The 16,798-nt window shown below is 60.0% G+C and carries 16 protein-coding genes; 7 read left to right on the top strand and 9 right to left on the bottom strand.

Annotated elements, in window-relative coordinates:
* Positions 1-30: 30 nt before the first annotated feature.
* The 7 genes from pbpG to NOX35_RS09680 all read right to left on the bottom strand — a co-directional run bounded on the left by pbpG (position 31) and on the right by NOX35_RS09680 (position 9,500).
* Positions 31-1,245, bottom strand: a complete 1,215-nt coding sequence (gene pbpG / locus NOX35_RS09710) for a D-alanyl-D-alanine endopeptidase (RefSeq protein WP_182286469.1) — start codon at positions 1,243-1,245, stop codon at positions 31-33.
* A 112-nt stretch (positions 1,246-1,357) separates the two neighbouring features.
* On the bottom strand, positions 1,358-2,896 hold the full coding sequence (locus tag NOX35_RS09705) for a 2-isopropylmalate synthase (protein WP_182286468.1): 1,539 nt from the start codon (positions 2,894-2,896) through the stop codon (positions 1,358-1,360).
* A 103-nt stretch (positions 2,897-2,999) separates the two neighbouring features.
* Entirely contained in the window at positions 3,000-4,673 is a 1,674-nt protein-coding gene (gene leuA / locus NOX35_RS09700; protein ID WP_182286467.1) for a 2-isopropylmalate synthase, read from the bottom strand.
* 231 nt (positions 4,674-4,904) lie between these two features.
* Entirely contained in the window at positions 4,905-5,774 is an 870-nt protein-coding gene (gene pssA / locus NOX35_RS09695; protein ID WP_087865766.1) for a CDP-diacylglycerol--serine O-phosphatidyltransferase, read from the bottom strand.
* Between the two features lie 199 nt (positions 5,775-5,973).
* Positions 5,974-6,990 carry a ketol-acid reductoisomerase gene (ilvC, locus tag NOX35_RS09690; protein ID WP_003056637.1) on the bottom strand — a complete coding sequence of 339 codons (1,017 nt, stop codon included), beginning with the start codon at positions 6,988-6,990 and terminating at the stop codon, positions 5,974-5,976.
* A 73-nt stretch (positions 6,991-7,063) separates the two neighbouring features.
* Complete coding sequence (gene ilvN, locus NOX35_RS09685) at positions 7,064-7,555, bottom strand: acetolactate synthase small subunit (protein WP_182286466.1); 492 nt, start codon at positions 7,553-7,555, stop codon at positions 7,064-7,066.
* Between the two features lie 157 nt (positions 7,556-7,712).
* Entirely contained in the window at positions 7,713-9,500 is a 1,788-nt protein-coding gene (locus NOX35_RS09680) for an acetolactate synthase 3 catalytic subunit (RefSeq protein WP_182286465.1), read from the bottom strand.
* A 265-nt stretch (positions 9,501-9,765) separates the two neighbouring features.
* Here NOX35_RS09680 and NOX35_RS09675 point away from each other — a divergent pair, with 265 nt between their 5' ends.
* From NOX35_RS09675 to NOX35_RS09650, 6 genes are read left to right on the top strand one after another with little or no spacing between them, the layout of a single operon-like run.
* The gene (locus tag NOX35_RS09675; protein ID WP_182286464.1) at positions 9,766-10,335 is read left to right on the top strand and encodes an RNA polymerase sigma factor; all 570 of its coding nucleotides are present in this window, start codon (positions 9,766-9,768) and stop codon (positions 10,333-10,335) included.
* Complete coding sequence (locus NOX35_RS09670; protein ID WP_182286463.1) at positions 10,332-10,787, top strand: DUF3619 family protein; 456 nt, start codon at positions 10,332-10,334, stop codon at positions 10,785-10,787. The genes NOX35_RS09675 and NOX35_RS09670 overlap by 4 nt, the downstream gene beginning before the upstream one ends.
* Before the next feature lie 22 nt (positions 10,788-10,809).
* Positions 10,810-11,625, top strand: coding sequence for a DUF3106 domain-containing protein (locus NOX35_RS09665; protein ID WP_256496482.1), 816 nt, complete (start codon positions 10,810-10,812; stop codon positions 11,623-11,625).
* A 59-nt stretch (positions 11,626-11,684) separates the two neighbouring features.
* Positions 11,685-12,233 carry an RDD family protein gene (locus NOX35_RS09660; RefSeq protein ID WP_256496481.1) on the top strand — a complete coding sequence of 183 codons (549 nt, stop codon included), beginning with the start codon at positions 11,685-11,687 and terminating at the stop codon, positions 12,231-12,233.
* 12 nt (positions 12,234-12,245) lie between these two features.
* The gene (locus NOX35_RS09655; RefSeq protein ID WP_182286460.1) at positions 12,246-12,644 is read left to right on the top strand and encodes a diacylglycerol kinase; all 399 of its coding nucleotides are present in this window, start codon (positions 12,246-12,248) and stop codon (positions 12,642-12,644) included.
* The gene (locus NOX35_RS09650) at positions 12,641-13,234 is read left to right on the top strand and encodes a TIGR00730 family Rossman fold protein (protein WP_182286459.1); all 594 of its coding nucleotides are present in this window, start codon (positions 12,641-12,643) and stop codon (positions 13,232-13,234) included. The genes NOX35_RS09655 and NOX35_RS09650 overlap by 4 nt, the downstream gene beginning before the upstream one ends.
* Before the next feature lie 137 nt (positions 13,235-13,371).
* Here NOX35_RS09650 and NOX35_RS09645 read toward each other — a convergent pair whose 3' ends face one another.
* Together NOX35_RS09645 and NOX35_RS09640 are read right to left on the bottom strand one after the other, a co-directional pair.
* Positions 13,372-13,710, bottom strand: coding sequence for a P-II family nitrogen regulator (locus NOX35_RS09645; RefSeq protein WP_003056652.1), 339 nt, complete (start codon positions 13,708-13,710; stop codon positions 13,372-13,374).
* Between the two features lie 51 nt (positions 13,711-13,761).
* A complete protein-coding gene (locus NOX35_RS09640) occupies positions 13,762-15,408 on the bottom strand; it encodes an NAD+ synthase (RefSeq protein WP_256496480.1) in 1,647 nt (548 codons plus the stop codon).
* Here NOX35_RS09640 and NOX35_RS09635 point away from each other — a divergent pair.
* On the top strand, positions 15,407-16,753 hold the full coding sequence (locus NOX35_RS09635; RefSeq protein ID WP_182286457.1) for a GNAT family N-acetyltransferase: 1,347 nt from the start codon (positions 15,407-15,409) through the stop codon (positions 16,751-16,753). The two genes, NOX35_RS09640 and NOX35_RS09635, sit on opposite strands and share 2 nt — an antisense overlap.
* Positions 16,754-16,798: the final 45 nt, after the last annotated feature.

Raw genomic sequence — 16,798 nt, 5'->3', positions numbered from 1 at the left:
TTTTGCTGACGGACCTGGCCCTCGCCAGGCTCAGCCGCGGATACGGCTGGCAATCGTGTTGCTGGCTGTGGGGCCCTTGCTTTCCATCCAGTGACGCACTCGCTCGGCATCTGCCAGGCGGCTGAACTTGCCTGCGGAATCCAGGAACACCATGATCAGCTTGCGCCCGGCCACATGGGCCTGCATCACAAGGCAGCGTCCGGCTTCGGAGATATAGCCGGTCTTTTGCAGGCCGATATCCCAGTTGTCGCTCTTGACCAGACGGTTGGTGTTGTTGAACTGCAGCGTGCGACGACCCACGGCCACTTCATAGCCGGGCGATGTGGAGTATTCGCGCATCAGCGGATCCGCATGGGCCACCGCCACCAGGCGCGCCAGATCGCGCGCGCTGGACTGGTTGCTGCTGGACAGGCCGGTGGGCTCGACATAGCGCGTGTCCTTCATGCCCAGCTGCAGCGCCTTGGAATTCATCAGCTGCACAAACTGCGCTAGACCGCCGGGATAGGTTCGTCCCAGGGCATGGGCAGCACGGTTCTCGCTGGACATCAGCGCAAGATGCATCATCTCGGCGCGCGTCAAGGTGGTACCTACACGCAGGCGAGAGCTGCTGTGCTTTTCGGTATCCACATCGTCCTGCGTGATGGTGATCATCTCGTCCATGGGCAGACGGGCCTGAGAGATCAGCAGACCGGTCATCAGCTTGGTCAACGAGGCAATGGGCAGCACGGCCTGATCGTTCTTGCTCAGCAGGACCTCATGTGTGTCCTGGTCGATCACATAAGCCACGCTGCTTTGCAGATCCAGAGGATCCGAGACGGAGTGAAGACCCGCCATCTGCCCGTAGGACAGGCGTGCGGGCTCGACCGCCGCGGCAGTTGCTGCCGCCGCCACCGCAGCACCGGTGGCTCCTGCCCTGGCCAGACGCTTCTTGCCGCCGGTCTTCTCGTCTCTTTCGGCCTTGGCTGCTAGAACAGTCTTGCCGCCCTTCTTGCTTGCAAGCTTGGCGTCTGCCTTTTCCGGCTTGCCCTTGGCGACCTTTGCGCTTTTGGGCTGGGCTGCAGCACGAGCCTTACCAGCCGGCTCCTTGGCCGCTTTCTTCGCAGAAGCCGCAGCAGCCACGGGCTTTTTGGAGTCTTTCTTGGGCGCCGCCGCATGCGCTGCCGGAGCAGCCAGAGCACAGCTCAACAGAGCCAAAGACACCACCTGGGTGAGTTTTGCAAGGCGAAATGGACGCAGCAGCTGCATGCGATACTCCAGACAACAAGGTGTAAGGATTTAATTCAATCAAAAAAGTTGTGCAGTGACAAGCACTTGCACAACCTTCTCGATAATCTGAGTGAAATTATAAATCCAGCAGTCAACCTTGTGCTGCAACAACTTCCTGATTGCTATGCAATTTGTTCAAAGCGCTCAGATAAGCCTTGGCCGATGCGACCACAATATCGGGGTCAGCACCCACTCCGTTGACGACGCGACCACTGCGCTGCAAGCGCACCGTCACCTCGCCCTGACTCTCGGTTGAGCCGCTGATGGCATTGACGGAATACAGCACCATTTCTGCACCGCTCTTGACTTCGGACTCGATGGCCTTGAACGAGGCATCGACCGGACCATTGCCGTCGGAGCTGGCCTTGATTTCCCGGCCTGCATTGCTGAAGACCACGCTGGCATGTGGGCGCTCACCTGTTTCGCTCTGCTGGGCCAGCGAAATGAACTGGAACTGATTGTCCTGGTGCTCCGCTCCTTCGGCATTCACCAGCGCCAGAATGTCCTCGTCAAAAATCTCGCTCTTTCGGTCCGCGAGCTCCTTGAAACGCGTGAAGGCCTGGTTGATGGCAGCTTCGCTGTCCAGTTCCACCCCCAACTCCTGCAGGCGCTGCTTGAAAGCGTTGCGCCCACTGAGCTTGCCCAGCACGATCTTGTTGGCCGCCCAGCCCACGTCCTCGGCACGCATGATTTCGTAGGTGTCACGCGCCTTGAGCACGCCGTCCTGATGAATGCCGGAGGCATGGGCAAAGGCGTTGGCTCCCACCACAGCCTTGTTGGGTTGCACCACAAAGCCCGTGGTCTGGCTGACCAGGCGGCTGGCGGCCACGATATGCTGGGTATCGATATTCACATCCAGGCCGAAGTAGTCCTTGCGCGTCTTGATGGCCATGACCACTTCTTCAAGTGAGCAGTTACCCGCGCGCTCCCCAAGACCATTGATGGTGCATTCGATCTGGCGCGCACCGCCGATCTTCACGCCCGCCAGAGAATTCGCAACCGCCATGCCCAGGTCGTTGTGGCAATGCACGGACCAGACGGCCTTGTCGCTGTTGGGCACGCGCTCGCGCAGGTTGCGAATGAATTCACCATAGAGCTCGGGAATCGCGTAACCCACGGTGTCGGGCACGTTGATGGTGGTTGCACCTTCCTTGATGACCACCTCGATCACACGCGCCAGAAAATCGGGTTCGCTGCGATAGCCGTCCTCCGCGCTGAACTCGATGTCTTCGATGAGATTGCGCCCGAAGCGCACCGCCTGCTTGGCCTGCTCCAGCACCTGTTCGGGTGTCATGCGCAGCTTTTTCTCCATATGCAGCGGGCTGGTGGCGATGAAGGTATGAATGCGAGCGCGGTTGGCATCCTTCAACGACTCGGCCGCACGCGCGATGTCGCGGTCGTTGGCGCGGGAGAGCGAGCAGACCGTGGAGTCCTTGATGGCACGTGCAATGGTCTGGATGGACTCGAAGTCGCCATTGGATGCCGCAGCAAACCCCGCCTCGATCACATCGACCTTCAGACGCTCCAGCTGACGGGCAATACGCAGCTTTTCATCGCGTGTCATGGAAGCGCCGGGCGATTGCTCGCCGTCACGCAAGGTGGTGTCGAAAATAATGAGCTGATCGGACATGGTGGGGACTCTCTATGTGATGGCGCCGGTAGGCACCTGTTTTGACTGGAGGATTGCCGACAAAAAAGCCGGTGCGCTTTTGGCGACACCGGCTTTGAACCTTTTATGCAGCTACCGCCTCTTCAGCGACAGCGGTAACGCGCTGTACTCCCGAGATGATGGCGCGCAACGAGGCGGAAACGATATTGGCATCCACCCCTACGCCGTAGCAGACCTGAGCATCGTCCACGCGCAATTCCACATAGGCAATCGCCTTGGCATTCGCACCCTCGCCAATCGCATGCTCGGCATAGTTGAGCACGCGCACATTGCGACCGACGTTAGCCGACAACGCCTGCACGAAGGCATCAATGGGGCCCGTACCTTCGCCTTCCAAAAAATACTTTTCTCCGGCGATCTCGATGTGGGAAGTCATATTGACCACGCCATCTGCCTCGCTCAGGCGATATTGAGGCGCCTTGACGGTGTTGACTCCATATTCGCGCTGGAACAGCTCCCACAGATCCGCAGCCGACAATTCCTTGCCGCTGGCATCCATCTCGCGCTGCACGACCTGGCTGAACTCGATCTGCAGGCGACGAGGCAGCTGAAGCCCGTATTCGCTTTCGAGCAGATAGGCAATGCCGCCCTTGCCCGACTGGCTGTTCACGCGAATCACCGCCTCATAGCTGCGACCCAGGTCCTTGGGATCGATGGGCAGATAAGGCATATCCCAGATATCGCCTTCCTTGTGGGCGGCGAAAGCCTTCTTGATGGCGTCCTGGTGGGAGCCGGAGAAGGAGGTGTAGACCAAGTCACCCACGTAAGGATGACGAGGATGCACGGGCAACTGGTTGCAATGCTCAACCGTTGCACGGATATCGTCGATGTCGGAAAAATCCAGGCCGGGGTTCACGCCCTGGATATACATATTGAGCGCCACATTCACCACGTCCAGATTGCCGGTGCGCTCGCCATTGCCGAACAGGCAGCCTTCCAGACGGTCCGCGCCGGCCATGAGGGACAACTCCGCTGCCGCCGTTCCCGTGCCGCGGTCGTTATGAGGATGGACCGAGATCACCACGCTGTCACGGCGCTTGATGTTGCGATGCGTCCACTCCACCATGTCGGCAAAGATATTGGGCGTGGAATGCTCCACTGTGGTGGGCAGGTTGATGATGCACTTGTTCTCGGGTGTGGGCTGCCAGACATCGGTGACGGCGTCGATCACGCGCCTGGAGAACTCCAGCTCGGTATCCGAATACATTTCGGGCGAGTACTGGAAGGTCCACTTGGTGTTGGGGTGCTGGGCCGCGATGTCCTTGAACATCTGCGCATTGGTCACGGCCAGCTCCACGATCTCGTCTTCACTCATGTTCAGCACCACGCGGCGCATCACGGGAGCCGTGGCGTTGTAGAGATGGACAATGGCGCGAGGTACGCCTTCCAGCGCCTCGAAAGTGCGACGAATCAGGTGCTCACGCGCCTGTGTCAGCACCTGTACGGTCACGTCGTCGGGAATGCGGTTTTCCTCGATGAGCTTGCGCATGAAGTCGAACTCGATCTGCGAAGCCGAAGGAAAGCCCACTTCGATTTCCTTGAAGCCGATCTTCACCAGTTGCTCGAACATGCGCACCTTGCGCTCGATGTCCATGGGCTCGATCAGGGCCTGGTTGCCGTCACGCAGATCCACGCTGCACCAGACCGGGGGCTTGGTGATGACCGCGTCGGGCCAGGTGCGATCGGTCAGACGCACGGGGGCGAAAGCGCGGTATTTGGTGGAAGGGTTTTGCAACATGGTGAGTCTCTTTAGTCGAAATTAGAGGAAATTGAACCCAGCTCCAGCGACGCCCAAAAGCAAAAACGGCCCGTCGCTGATGCTACGGGCCGCCAAGTAGGGTGTGTTTGTACGCGCGCGCTACTTTCTCTGCCCGTTGGACATTAGTAGTAGAGCTAGCGACAGGTTTTGCATGCGGCTCACTTTAACACAAGAAAAGTTGACAGGGCCAGGATTTTTTGGAGCCGCGCTTCAATCGTCGTGCAGACCACGCTCATCAGGCTCGTCCTTGGAGGTTGCCACGATGCTGACCTGCTCGCCCTTGGAACGGCGCCAGGCGTAGATCACATAACCCGAGATCGAGTAACCGACAAACACCAGGAACAGCATGGTTGCAGGCTCGATGCTGACCACGGCCATCAGCAGGGCCACCACCACCAGCGAGACGAATGGCATGCTCTTGGCGCCGCCGATGTCCTTGAAGCTGTAATAGGGAATATTGGTGACCATGGTCAGGCCTGCGAACAGCGTGATGGCGAACATGATCCAGGACAGATCGGCCCTGTCCGTGGGATAACCCCCGAACCAGGAAATCACATCGCCAAAGATGGGCACGTCGCGATGGGAAACCATCAAGGCACTGGTCAGCCAGATAAAGCCCGCTACCAGAGCCGCTGCCGCAGGTGAAGGCATGCCCTGGAAGTAGCGCTTGTCCACCACGGCCGTATTCACGTTGAAGCGAGCCAGGCGCAGTGCCGCGCAGGCGCAATACACAAAGGCGGCAATCCAGCCCCAGCGCCCCAGGGGACGCAAGGCCCATTCATAGGCAATCAGCGCAGGCGCGGCACCAAAGGACACCATATCGGAGAGCGAATCCATCTGCTCGCCGAACGCGCTTTGCGTGTGCGTCATGCGCGCCACGCGACCGTCAAGACTGTCGAGCACCATGGCGCAAAAAACACCCACGGCCGCCAGTTCGAACTTGTTGTTCATGGCCATGACGATGGCGTAGAAACCGCCAAACAGCGCTGCCAGCGTGAACAGATTGGGCAGCACATAAATGCCTTTGCGCGGCTTGCGCGGCATTCCACTCAGATCGGCAGAATCATTGCTGTTTTGCATCAAACAGACCTCCAGTGCTTGCATGTCAGATGCATGCAGCTATTAAAACGATAGTATTTCAAGCACGGCCATCATGACCATGTCCCTGCCACCAGTGTACCCGCCACACAGATCGCATCCGGAATGAAAAAAGGCCACCTCGAAGGTGGCCTCTTGCCCAAGCACAGTCATCCGGCTTGCGCCGAATGACTTGCCTGCATCAGTTGCGGGTCTGGTCGACCAGCTTGTTCTTGGAGATCCAAGGCATCATGGAGCGCAGCTGACCGCCCACTTGCTCGATGGCGTGATCGGCGTTCTGGCGACGACGGGCAGTCATCGAAGGATAGTTCAGGCGGCCTTCGCTGATGAACATCTTGGCGTATTCACCGCTCTGGATGCGCTTGAGGGCGTTGCGCATGGCCTTGCGGGATTCTTCGTTGATGACTTCGGGGCCGGTCACGTACTCGCCATACTCCGCGTTGTTGGAGATGGAGTAGTTCATGTTGGCGATGCCGCCTTCATACATCAGGTCAACGATCAGCTTCAGCTCGTGCAGGCACTCGAAGTAAGCCATTTCGGGAGCGTAGCCAGCTTCCGTCAGCGTCTCGAAGCCCATCTTCACCAGCTCCACGGCACCGCCGCACAGCACGGCCTGCTCGCCGAACAGGTCGGTTTCGGTTTCTTCCTTGAAGTTGGTTTCGATGATGCCGCCCTTGCCGCCGCCGTTGGCTGAAGCATAGGACAGGGCCACGTCACGAGCCTTGCCGGACTTGTCCTGGTAGATGGCGATCAGGGAAGGCACGCCGCCGCCCTTCAGGTATTCGGAGCGCACGGTGTGGCCGGGGCCCTTGGGGGCGACCATGATCACATCCAGATCGGCGCGGGGCACGACCTGGTTGTAGTGCACGTTGAAGCCGTGAGCGAAAGCCAGTGTAGCGCCGGACTTGATGTTGGGCTCGACGTTGTTCTTGTACACCTCGGGGATGTTCTCGTCGGGCAGCAGGATCATGACCACGTCGGCAGCCTTCACCGCGTCGTTCACTTCCATCACGGTCAGACCGGCCTTGCCGACCTTGTCCCAGGAAGAGCCGCCCTTGCGCAGACCGACCACAACCTTCACGCCGCTGTCGTTCAGGTTTTGAGCATGTGCGTGGCCTTGGCTGCCGTAGCCGATGATGGCAACAGTCTTGCCCTTGATCAGGCTCAGGTCACAGTCCTTGTCGTAGAAAACTTTCATGATGGCTCCAGGTCTCTTATCTTGAGGGGGTTAAAAAGGTTTGTTCAGATTCAAAAGTGGTGCAACGCAGCCATTAGACACGCAGAATGCGTTCGCCACGACCAATACCCGAGGCGCCTGTGCGAACGGTCTCAAGGATGGCAGTGCGATCAAGGGCTTGCAGGAAGGCGTCGTTCTTGGACTGGTCGCCGGTCAGCTCAACGGTGTAGCTCTTCTCGGTCACGTCGATGATGCGGCCGCGGAAGATGTCCGCCATGCGCTTCATTTCCTCGCGTTCCTTGCCGACGGCACGCACCTTGACCATCATCAGCTCGCGCTCGGTGTAAGCACCTTCGGTCAGGTCCACCACTTTAACCACTTCAATCAGTCGGTTCAGGTGCTTTGTGATTTGCTCAATCACATCGTCCGAGCCCGTGGTGAGGATGGTCATGCGCGACAGAGAGGGATCCTCGGTCGGTGCAACTGTCAGGGATTCAATGTTGTAGCCACGGGCAGAAAACAGGCCCACGACGCGTGACAGTGCTCCAGGCTCGTTCTCGAGCAGCACGGCAATAATGTGTTTCATTGGGAGATTCCTCTTTTCGCCGCCCTCCCCTGACACCGGTAAGTGCCAGGCTCGGCGGACAATAGATTCGTCAAAAAATGCTATTTAAAATATAGCCACTTGGGATCGACATGTAAGCGCTTGATGCCGATTTCATTGGAAATCGGCTTTCCATGCATCACAGGTCGTCAGCGCCCAGCAGCATTTCCGTGATGCCACGGCCGGCTTGCACCATGGGGAACACGTTCTCGGTCGGGTCGGTGCGGAAGTCCAGGAAGACCGTCTTGCTTTCTTCGCGCACGATGCGGCGTGCCTCGCGCAGCGCAGCTTCGACATCGGCAGGCTTTTCGATCAGCAGGCCACGGTGGCCGAAGGCCTCCGCCAGCTTCACGAAGTCGGGCAGCGAATCCATATAGCTGCTCGAGTAGCGACCCGAGTATTCGATTTCCTGCCACTGACGCACCATGCCCAGGAAGCGGTTGTTCAGCGCGCAGATGACCACCGGGGTGTTGTACTGCTTGCAAGTGGCCAGCTCCTGAATATTCATCTGGATCGAGCCTTCGCCCGTGATGCAGAAGACTTCGGAGTCGGGCTTGGCCAGCTTGATGCCCATGGCGTAAGGCAAACCCACGCCCATGGTGCCCAGACCGCCGGAGTTGATCCAGCGACGGGGTTCATCAAAGCGGTAGTACTGCGCCGCCCACATCTGGTGCTGACCCACATCGGAGGTGATGTAGGCGTCCGCATCCTTGGTCATGTTCCACAGCGTGTCGACCACGTACTGGGGCTTGATGACTTCGGTATTGGACTTGTCGTAGCTGAGACAGTCGCGGCTGCGCCAGCCTTCGATGGTGGTCCACCATTGGGCTACGGCCGCTTCATCAGGGCGCTGCGCCGACTCGCGCAGCATGGCGATCAGCTCGTTGAGCACATCCTTGACATCGCCCACGATGGGCACATCCACCTTCACGCGCTTGGAGATGGAGGAAGGATCGATGTCGATATGGATGATCTTGCGCTCCACCGACATGAAATGCTTGGGATTGCCGATCACGCGATCGTCAAAGCGCGCACCCACGGCCAGCAGCACATCGCAGTTCTGCATGGCATTGTTGGCTTCGATGGTGCCATGCATGCCCAGCATGCCCAGGAACTTCCGGTCGCTGGCCGGGTAGGCGCCCAGGCCCATCAGCGTATTCGTGACCGGGTAGCCCAGCATGTCCACCAGCTGACGCAGTTCGTTGCAGGCATTGCCCAGCAGCACGCCGCCGCCGGTGTAGATATAAGGGCGCTTGGCCGTCAGCAGCAACTGCAGAGCCTTGCGAATCTGGCCGGCATGACCCTTTTTGACAGGGTTGTACGAGCGCATTTCCACTTTCTCAGGATAGCCCGTGTACAGCGCCTTCTTGAAGGACACGTCCTTGGGAATATCCACCACCACAGGGCCGGGGCGGCCGGTGCGGGCGATGTGGAAAGCCTTTTTCATGGTCTCGGCCAGCTCGCGCACATCCTTGACCAGGAAGTTGTGCTTGACGATGGGACGAGTGATGCCCACGGTGTCGCACTCTTGGAATGCGTCGGTACCGATGTAATTGGTCGATGTCTGTCCCGCGATCACCACCATGGGGATGGAGTCGGTATAGGCGGTGGCAATGCCCGTCACCGCATTGGTCAGACCGGGGCCGGAAGTCACCAGCGCCACGCCCACTTCACCGGTGGCACGCGCAAAACCGTCGGCTGCATGCACGGCCGCCTGCTCGTGGCGCACCAGCACATGCTGAATGCTGTCCTGCTTGTAGAGCGCGTCGTAGATATAGAGAACTGCCCCGCCGGGGTAACCCCACAGGTGCTTGACACCTTCAGCCTGAAGCGACTTGATGAGGATTTCGGAGCCCATCAATTCCTGGGCACCCTTGGGGGACGATGCGGCGGCTGCAGAGGCCAGCTCGGCTTTGGAGATTTCCATGATCAACCTTTGTGAATTTCTCTAACGAAAAACCTTCGGTGCCCTTAGCCTGAAGCCCTTGTGAGGCCGGTTTAGGACTTAAGACCACATGCCATGGACGTTTGTGTGTACGCCGGACCGTGATCCGTTTGCTTCTTTAAGTTGAAGATCATTATCGCACTGCAACAAGACCTTCAAATGCAGTACACAAAAAAACATCATCGGATGCGATAATCTGCCGCTTTCGCCACTACCTAACTCCCGCTTTCTCCAGGGTTACTCTCTCTTGGCCACAGAACAAGAACTGTCTGCATTCCTCAAAGACGTTGAAAAGCGCGCCTTCAAACGCAGCGTTTTCCACGTCCGCGACGAGGAGGCCGCCCTGGATATCGTGCAGGACAGCATGCTCAAACTGGCCCAGCACTATGGGGACAAACCGGTCAATGAACTGCCCATGCTGTTCCAGCGCATCCTGTCGAACAGCACCCTGGACTGGTTTCGCCGCCAGAAGACCCAGAAAGCCGTCTTCACCCACTTCAGCGACCTGGAGTCCTCCGTAGACTCAGACAGCGACTTCGACTGGCTGGAAACCTATGCCACCAACAGCGACGAATCGGCCGCCAGCAATGCCGAGAGCCTAACCGAACGCAAGCAGACACTGCAAAGCATAGAAAAAGAGATACAGGAGCTGCCTGCGCGTCAACGCGAGGCCTTTCTCATGCGTTACTGGGAAGAGATGGATGTCGCGGAGACCGCTGCCGCCATGGGTTGCTCAGAAGGCAGCGTCAAAACCCATTGCTTTCGCGCCATCCAAACATTGAGCAAGGCACTCAAGGCCAAAGGAATCGAGTTATGAAATCCGTGCCCACCCTCCGGCAAGAACAGGCCGTCGACCGTATCGCCCGTCAAATCACTGCCCGACTGAGTGAGGGTGAAGCCTTGCTCCCGTATGAAGTCACCGAACGTCTGCGCGCCTCCCGTGAGCAAGCCGTGTCCATACGCCGCCGCGAAGCGTCTGTACTGCTCGTTCAGACTAGTACCGCGACATCTGCCCAGGGCAGTACCCTGACACTGGGCAGCCCCGACGAGGGTAACGGCTGGTGGCGCACCCTGGTCTCGGCCATCCCCGTTTTTGCACTCATTGCGGGCCTGGTAATCTACAACTCCGACACCGAACAAAGTATGCTGAGCGAAGTCACCGAGGTCGATACCGCCTTGCTGACCGATGATCTGCCTCCTGCTGCCTACTCTGACCCTGGCTTCATCCAGTACCTCAAGACCTCGGCAGCCACCCCATCAGAACACTAAACAGCCTGCCACCTCTGCCTTGATGCCCACTGAGAAGCGCTCCCTCCTGAAACCCGACATCACCGCCGCCATCATGGCGGCGCTGTTGTTGGTGGCCTTGAGCTGGACAGGATGGAATGTCGTGCAGCAAGTCAGGCTGGCACCCAGCTCCGTCCCCCCCGCCACGGTAGCTGCATCCAGATCCATGCATGCAGACCCGTCCACGCGCCAGAGAGCATCGGCACAGGCTTCGGGTCCACGCTGGGGCGAACTCAGCAGCCACCAGCGCGAGATTCTGCAGCCGCTGCAAGAGCGCTGGGCCATGATCGGCTCGGTACAGAAGCGCCGCTGGATTGCCCTGGCGGATGGCTTTGACAAACTCAGCGAGCACGAACAGCAAAAACTTCATGACCGCATGGAAGCCTGGTCCGGCCTGAGTGCCGCCCAGCGCAACCAGGCTCGCCTGAACTTCGCCATTACCAACAAGCTCGCGACAGACAAGCAGGCCCAGTGGGAGGCCTACCAGGCTCTGAGCGATGAAGAAAAGCGACTGCTGGCCGCCCGCGCCACCCCCAAGGTGGTAAGCGCCGCACCGGCCATCAAGCCTGTGCCCTCCAAGAAGCTGGCGCGCATTCCTGCTGCCACGGCCTCCCCCAATACCGTCCCCAATCTGCCCAAGATTCCGCCCGCGACCATTCATCACCCACCACCGCCCGTGCCCGCAACCCCAGCCATGGTGGAGACGCACCCCATCCGTACGCCCTCGGTGATTGTGGAGACGGCTCCCGTGGACATTCCTCGCGCCACCCCGATCACCCTGCCTCCGCTGGATGCGCCAGGTCAAGACTCGCACCAATGACAGTGCCGATGCGGCAAGCCGAGTTTCAAGCCTGCTGACCTGGACCCTACAATTCCCTCATGCAGCAAGACACCCCGATCCGCGAAGGCAGTGCAGCACCCTCAACCAGTCCTGACTTCATAGCACCAAGCCTGCGTCGCCGCATGGCTTGCTGGCTCTACGAGGGCATGCTTTTGTTTGGCGTGGTGTTCATCGCCGGCTATTTGTTCGGCACGTTGTCTCAGACGCGCAATGCACTCGACAATCGGCATCTGCTGCAGGCCTTCATGCTGGTGGTGCTGGGGATTTACTTTGTCTGGTTCTGGAGCAAGGGCCAGACGCTGGCCATGAAGACCTGGCATATCCGCGTGGTCGATACACAAGGTCGCCCCTTGACGCAAACCCGCGCCCTGCTGCGCTACGCAGCCAGCTGGATGTGGTGGCTGCCACCGCTGGCCCTGCTCTACCCGCTGGGCCTGCCGCCACTGGAGGTGCTGGTGCTGCTCATGGGCTGGATTCTGATCTGGGCGCTGCTGAGCCGCTTTCACCCCAGAAAGCAGTTCTGGCACGACGCCTGGGCCGGCACCCAGCTGGTGCATCAGCCCCCAACTCCCAAACGCATCCGCTGACCCGATCTCTCCATGAGCACCTCCTCACCCGACCCCGTCAACCCGCAAAAAAGCCGTACCGGACTGTCCCGGGTGCTGCATGCCGGCGGCTACTCACTGGCTGGCCTCAAGGCCGGCTGGCATGAAAAAGCATTTCAGCAAGAAGCAATCTGTGCTGCTGTCATGCTTCCTCTGGCGCTCTGGCTGGGCCAGGGCTGGGAGCAGACAGCGCTGCTGGCCGGCACCGTCATACTGGTTCTCATTGTGGAATTGCTCAATACCGGCATAGAGGCAGCCATAGACCGTATCGGCCCCGAATGGCACGAGCTGTCCAAGAAAGCCAAGGACATGGGCAGCGCCGCTGTATTTCTGGCCCTGTGCCTTTGCGGAGCCGTCTGGGCTGCCGCTCTCTATCACCGTTTCATCGTATGACTCAACCCGCTTTTTCCATTTGCGTGTACTGCGGCTCACGCCCCGGCACCAACCCTCAATTCACCGAAGTCGCCAAGGCCGTGGGCCAATGGATAGGCTCGCGCGGCGGCCAGCTGGTCTATGGCGGTGGACGCAGCGGCCTGATGGGCGTGGTGGCCGAAGCCACGCAACAAGCTGGCGGCCGTGTAGTCGGCATCATCCCTCAGGCACTGGTCGACAAGGAACTGGCCAACCAGGCCTGCGACGAGCTGCACATCGTCAAGAACATGCACGAGCGCAAGGCCATGATGGCCGAGCGCAGCGATGCCTTCGTGGCCCTGCCCGGCGGCATCGGCACGTTTGAAGAGCTGTTCGAAGTCTGGACCTGGCGCCAACTGGGCTACCACGACAAGCCCGTCGGCATTCTCAATGTGGATGGCTATTACGACGCCATGCTGCAGTTTCTTCAGTCCTGCGTGGGCAACGGCTTCATGGGCGAGTGGCAGATGGGCCTGGTCGAAAGCGGCAGCGACACCTCTGCCCTGCTGCAAAATCTCGTCCAGAATGCCGGCAGCCAGCTGGATACACCGCCTCTGCGCTCGGTGATCTAAGCCCTGAAAACTCTCTGCAGGGCGACGTTCGCCGGCCTGCAGGCAGTGCGCACACCCACCCCCCGGGCCATGAAAAAAGCCAGACACAAGGTCTGGCTTTCTGACTGGGGCGCATGACCGGGGCGCGACATGGCGACTTAGACAGCAGTGTCGTCCAACTCGCCCGTGCGGATGCGCACCACCCGCTCCACGGGGGTGATGAAGATCTTGCCGTCACCAATCTTGCCGGTGCGCGCGACATTGACGACTGCATCCACGCAGCGGTCCACGTCTTCATCTCGCACCACGACTTCGATCTTCACCTTGGGCAGAAAATCCACCACATACTCGGCGCCACGATAGAGCTCGGTGTGGCCTTTCTGGCGGCCAAAACCCTTGACTTCGGTCACGGTCAGACCGTTCACCCCACACTCGGCCAGGGCCTCGCGCACTTCCTCGAGCTTGAAGGGCTTGATGACGGCAGTAATCATTTTCATGGGGCTGGTTCCTCAATTGATTGAAATCGGCAAAACACCGGAGGCAGAACCTCAGGCGCGAAATTTGTTGGTGATGGGATAGCGCCAGTCCTTGCCGAAGCTACGCATCGTCAGACGTGGACCGACCGGCGCCTGGCGACGCTTGTACTCATTGATTTGTATCAGACGCGTGACCCGCTCCACATCCGCAGGCGCAAAGCCCTCGGCGACGATGGAGCTTATGCTCTCGTTGTTTTCCATGTAGCGGGACACGATGGCATCCAGCACCTCGTAGTCCGGCAGGCTGTCCTGATCCTTCTGATCGGGGCGCAACTCAGCACTGGGCGGACGCGTGATGATGCGCTCGGGGATGGGATCGAGCCCCGTGCCGAAGGGATCGTTGGCATTGCGCCAGCGTGCCAGCGCAAACACCTCGGTCTTGAACACATCCTTGATGACGGCAAAACCGCCGGCCATGTCGCCGTACAGCGTGCAATAGCCGGTGGACATCTCGCTCTTGTTGCCTGTGGTCAGCACGATGGAGCCAAACTTGTTGCTCATGGCCATCAGCAGGGTACCGCGAATGCGTGCCTGCAGATTTTCCTCGGTCGTGTCTTCGGCGCGTCCGGCAAAAGTGCTTGCCAGCGCGGCCTTGAAGGCTTCGAACTGCGGAGCGATATCGATCTCCTCATGCTCCACGCCCACGCGCTCGGACATCTCGCGCGCATCAAGCCAGCTGATATCGGCCGTATAGGGCGAAGGCATCATGACCGTGCGCACCTTGTCCGCACCCAGCGCGTCCACGGCGATGGCCAGTACCAGGGCCGAGTCCATGCCTCCCGACAGGCCGATAAGTGCGCCCGGGAAACGGTTCTTGCCCACATAGTCGCGCACGGACAGCACCAGCGCAGACCAGAGCGCCTGATGGTGGCCCGGCAGAGGCCTGACTTCGCCCATCAGCGTCACGCCGCCATCGCCCGCATGCGCAGCCACCATGGGCAGCTCTTCCTCGAAAGCTGCCGCGCGAGCCGACACCTGACCGCTGGCGTCGACCGCAAACGAGCAGCCGTCGAACACGACTTCATCCTGGCCGCCTACCAGATGGGCATACACAAGGGGAACCGCATTTTCCATGGCGCGCTGCGCAATCACCGCCTCGCGCTCGGAGGGCTTCCCGCCATGGAACGGCGAGGCATTGATGACGGCCAGCAACTGGGCGCCGGCGGCCACGGCCGCCCGCGCAGGGCCGGCATGCCAGGCGTCTTCGCAAATCAGCAGTCCGACCTGGATGCCGTCCAGCTCGAAGACACAGCTCTCTTCACCGGCCGCAAAGTAGCGCTGTTCGTCGAACACGCCAAAATTGGGCAGCAGCTGCTTGTAATAGCGCGCAATCCGCTGGCCGTCGCGCAGCACGCTGGCGGCGTTGAACAGTCTCTCACCTTGCTCATCGCGCTGCGGGTGACCGATGACCAGCGCCAGCCCCGGCCATTGGGCACTGGCTTGCTGCAACTGCTGCAGAGCCGCATCGCAGGCTTCCAAAAATGCCGGACGCAGATACAGGTCCTCAGCCGCGTAGCCACACAGGGCAAGCTCGGGCGTGAGCAGCAGGCGAGCACCGTTGGCATAAGCTTCAGCAGCAGCGGCGATGATTTTCTGGACATTGCCAGAGAGGTCTCCCACAACAAAATTGCGTTGGGCACAGCAAATGGAAAGCGTCATGAAAAGCAAGCTAGGCGGTGAGGCCACCAGCCCCCGCGACAATCAGGGCATGGCCGAAAACAAGATTATCACTCGCGTGCTTGCCAGCGTGCAGCAGCTGGACGCACAAACCTGGAATGTGCTGCTGGCCTCTCAATCCACGCCCACGCCCTTCATGCGCCACGAATACCTGGCAGCCATGGAGCAAAGCGGCAGCGCCACGCCCGATACCGGCTGGATCGCCCGGGTCATCACCGTCTGGGACGGCGATGAGCTGCTGGCTGCCTGCCCCCTCTATATCAAGACCCACTCCTACGGCGAATACGTGTTTGACTGGGCCTGGGCGCGCGCCTATCAGCAGCATGGCCTGCCTTACTACCCCAAGGGATTGCTGGCCGTCCCCTTCACGCCCGTGCCAGGCTCCCGCCTTCTGGCACGCACCCAGGCGCTGCGCGTGGCGCTGGTGCATGCCGTCCAGGCCTGGGCAGCCGAGCAGCAGCTGTCATCGCTGCACCTGCTGTTTGGCGATGCCGACGATCTTGCCGCCTGCGCCGCAGCCGGCTGGATGCAGCGCAGCACGGTGCAGTTTCACTGGACGAACACGCCGCCCGCGCCCCCCGCTGCGGGCGGCACTCTGCCCACCAGCATGCAGACCTGCGCCGGCACTGCGGCGACACCGTCCCGCTGGAAGGACTTCGACGACTTTCTGGGCTCGCTGAACCAGGAAAAGCGCAAGAAAATCCGCCAGGAGCGGCGCAAGATACGCGAAGCTGGCGTGAGCTTCAAAGCCATGCAAGGTAGCGACATCGGTGCGCAGGACTGGTCCTTCTTCTACCGCTGCTACGAGCGCACCTACCTGGAACATGGCAACCCGCCGTATCTGACACCGGAGTTCTTTGCGGCCATGGCCTCGGCCATGCCCGAGAACTGGGTGATGTTCATCGCCGAACGCAACGGACAGCCCATAGCCTCAAGTTTGATAGCTATTAACGCATTGCAGTCAACGATTTCATATTCAGATCCATTGTTTTTTGACGGCAGACAAGCGCAAGCAGCTATCAATAACAAGGTCGCCTATGGCCGCTACTGGGGCGCTCTGGAGCGGATCGGCAGCCTGCATTTCGAAGCCTGCTACTACCAGCCCATCGAATGGTGCATCGCCAACGGCTTCGCCCGCTTCGAAGGCGGCGCCCAGGGCGAGCACAAGATGGCCCGCGCGCTGCTGCCCGTGGAGACACCGAGCGCCCACTGGGTGGCCCATCCCGCTTTTGCCGATGCCATCGAGCGCTTCTTGCAGCGCGAGAGCGAAGGCATGGCCCAATATGTGGAAGAGCTGCAAGCCCATAGTCCGCTGCGCAAGGCCTGAAGGCGGAGACAAAAAAGGCCGCTTTGCAGCGGCCTTGAAGCTCAG

The organism is Comamonas sp. C11 (genome assembly GCF_024496285.1).
Lineage (GTDB): Bacteria > Pseudomonadota > Gammaproteobacteria > Burkholderiales > Burkholderiaceae_C > Comamonas > Comamonas testosteroni_F.
This window is presented reverse-complemented; position numbering and strand designations above follow the sequence as displayed.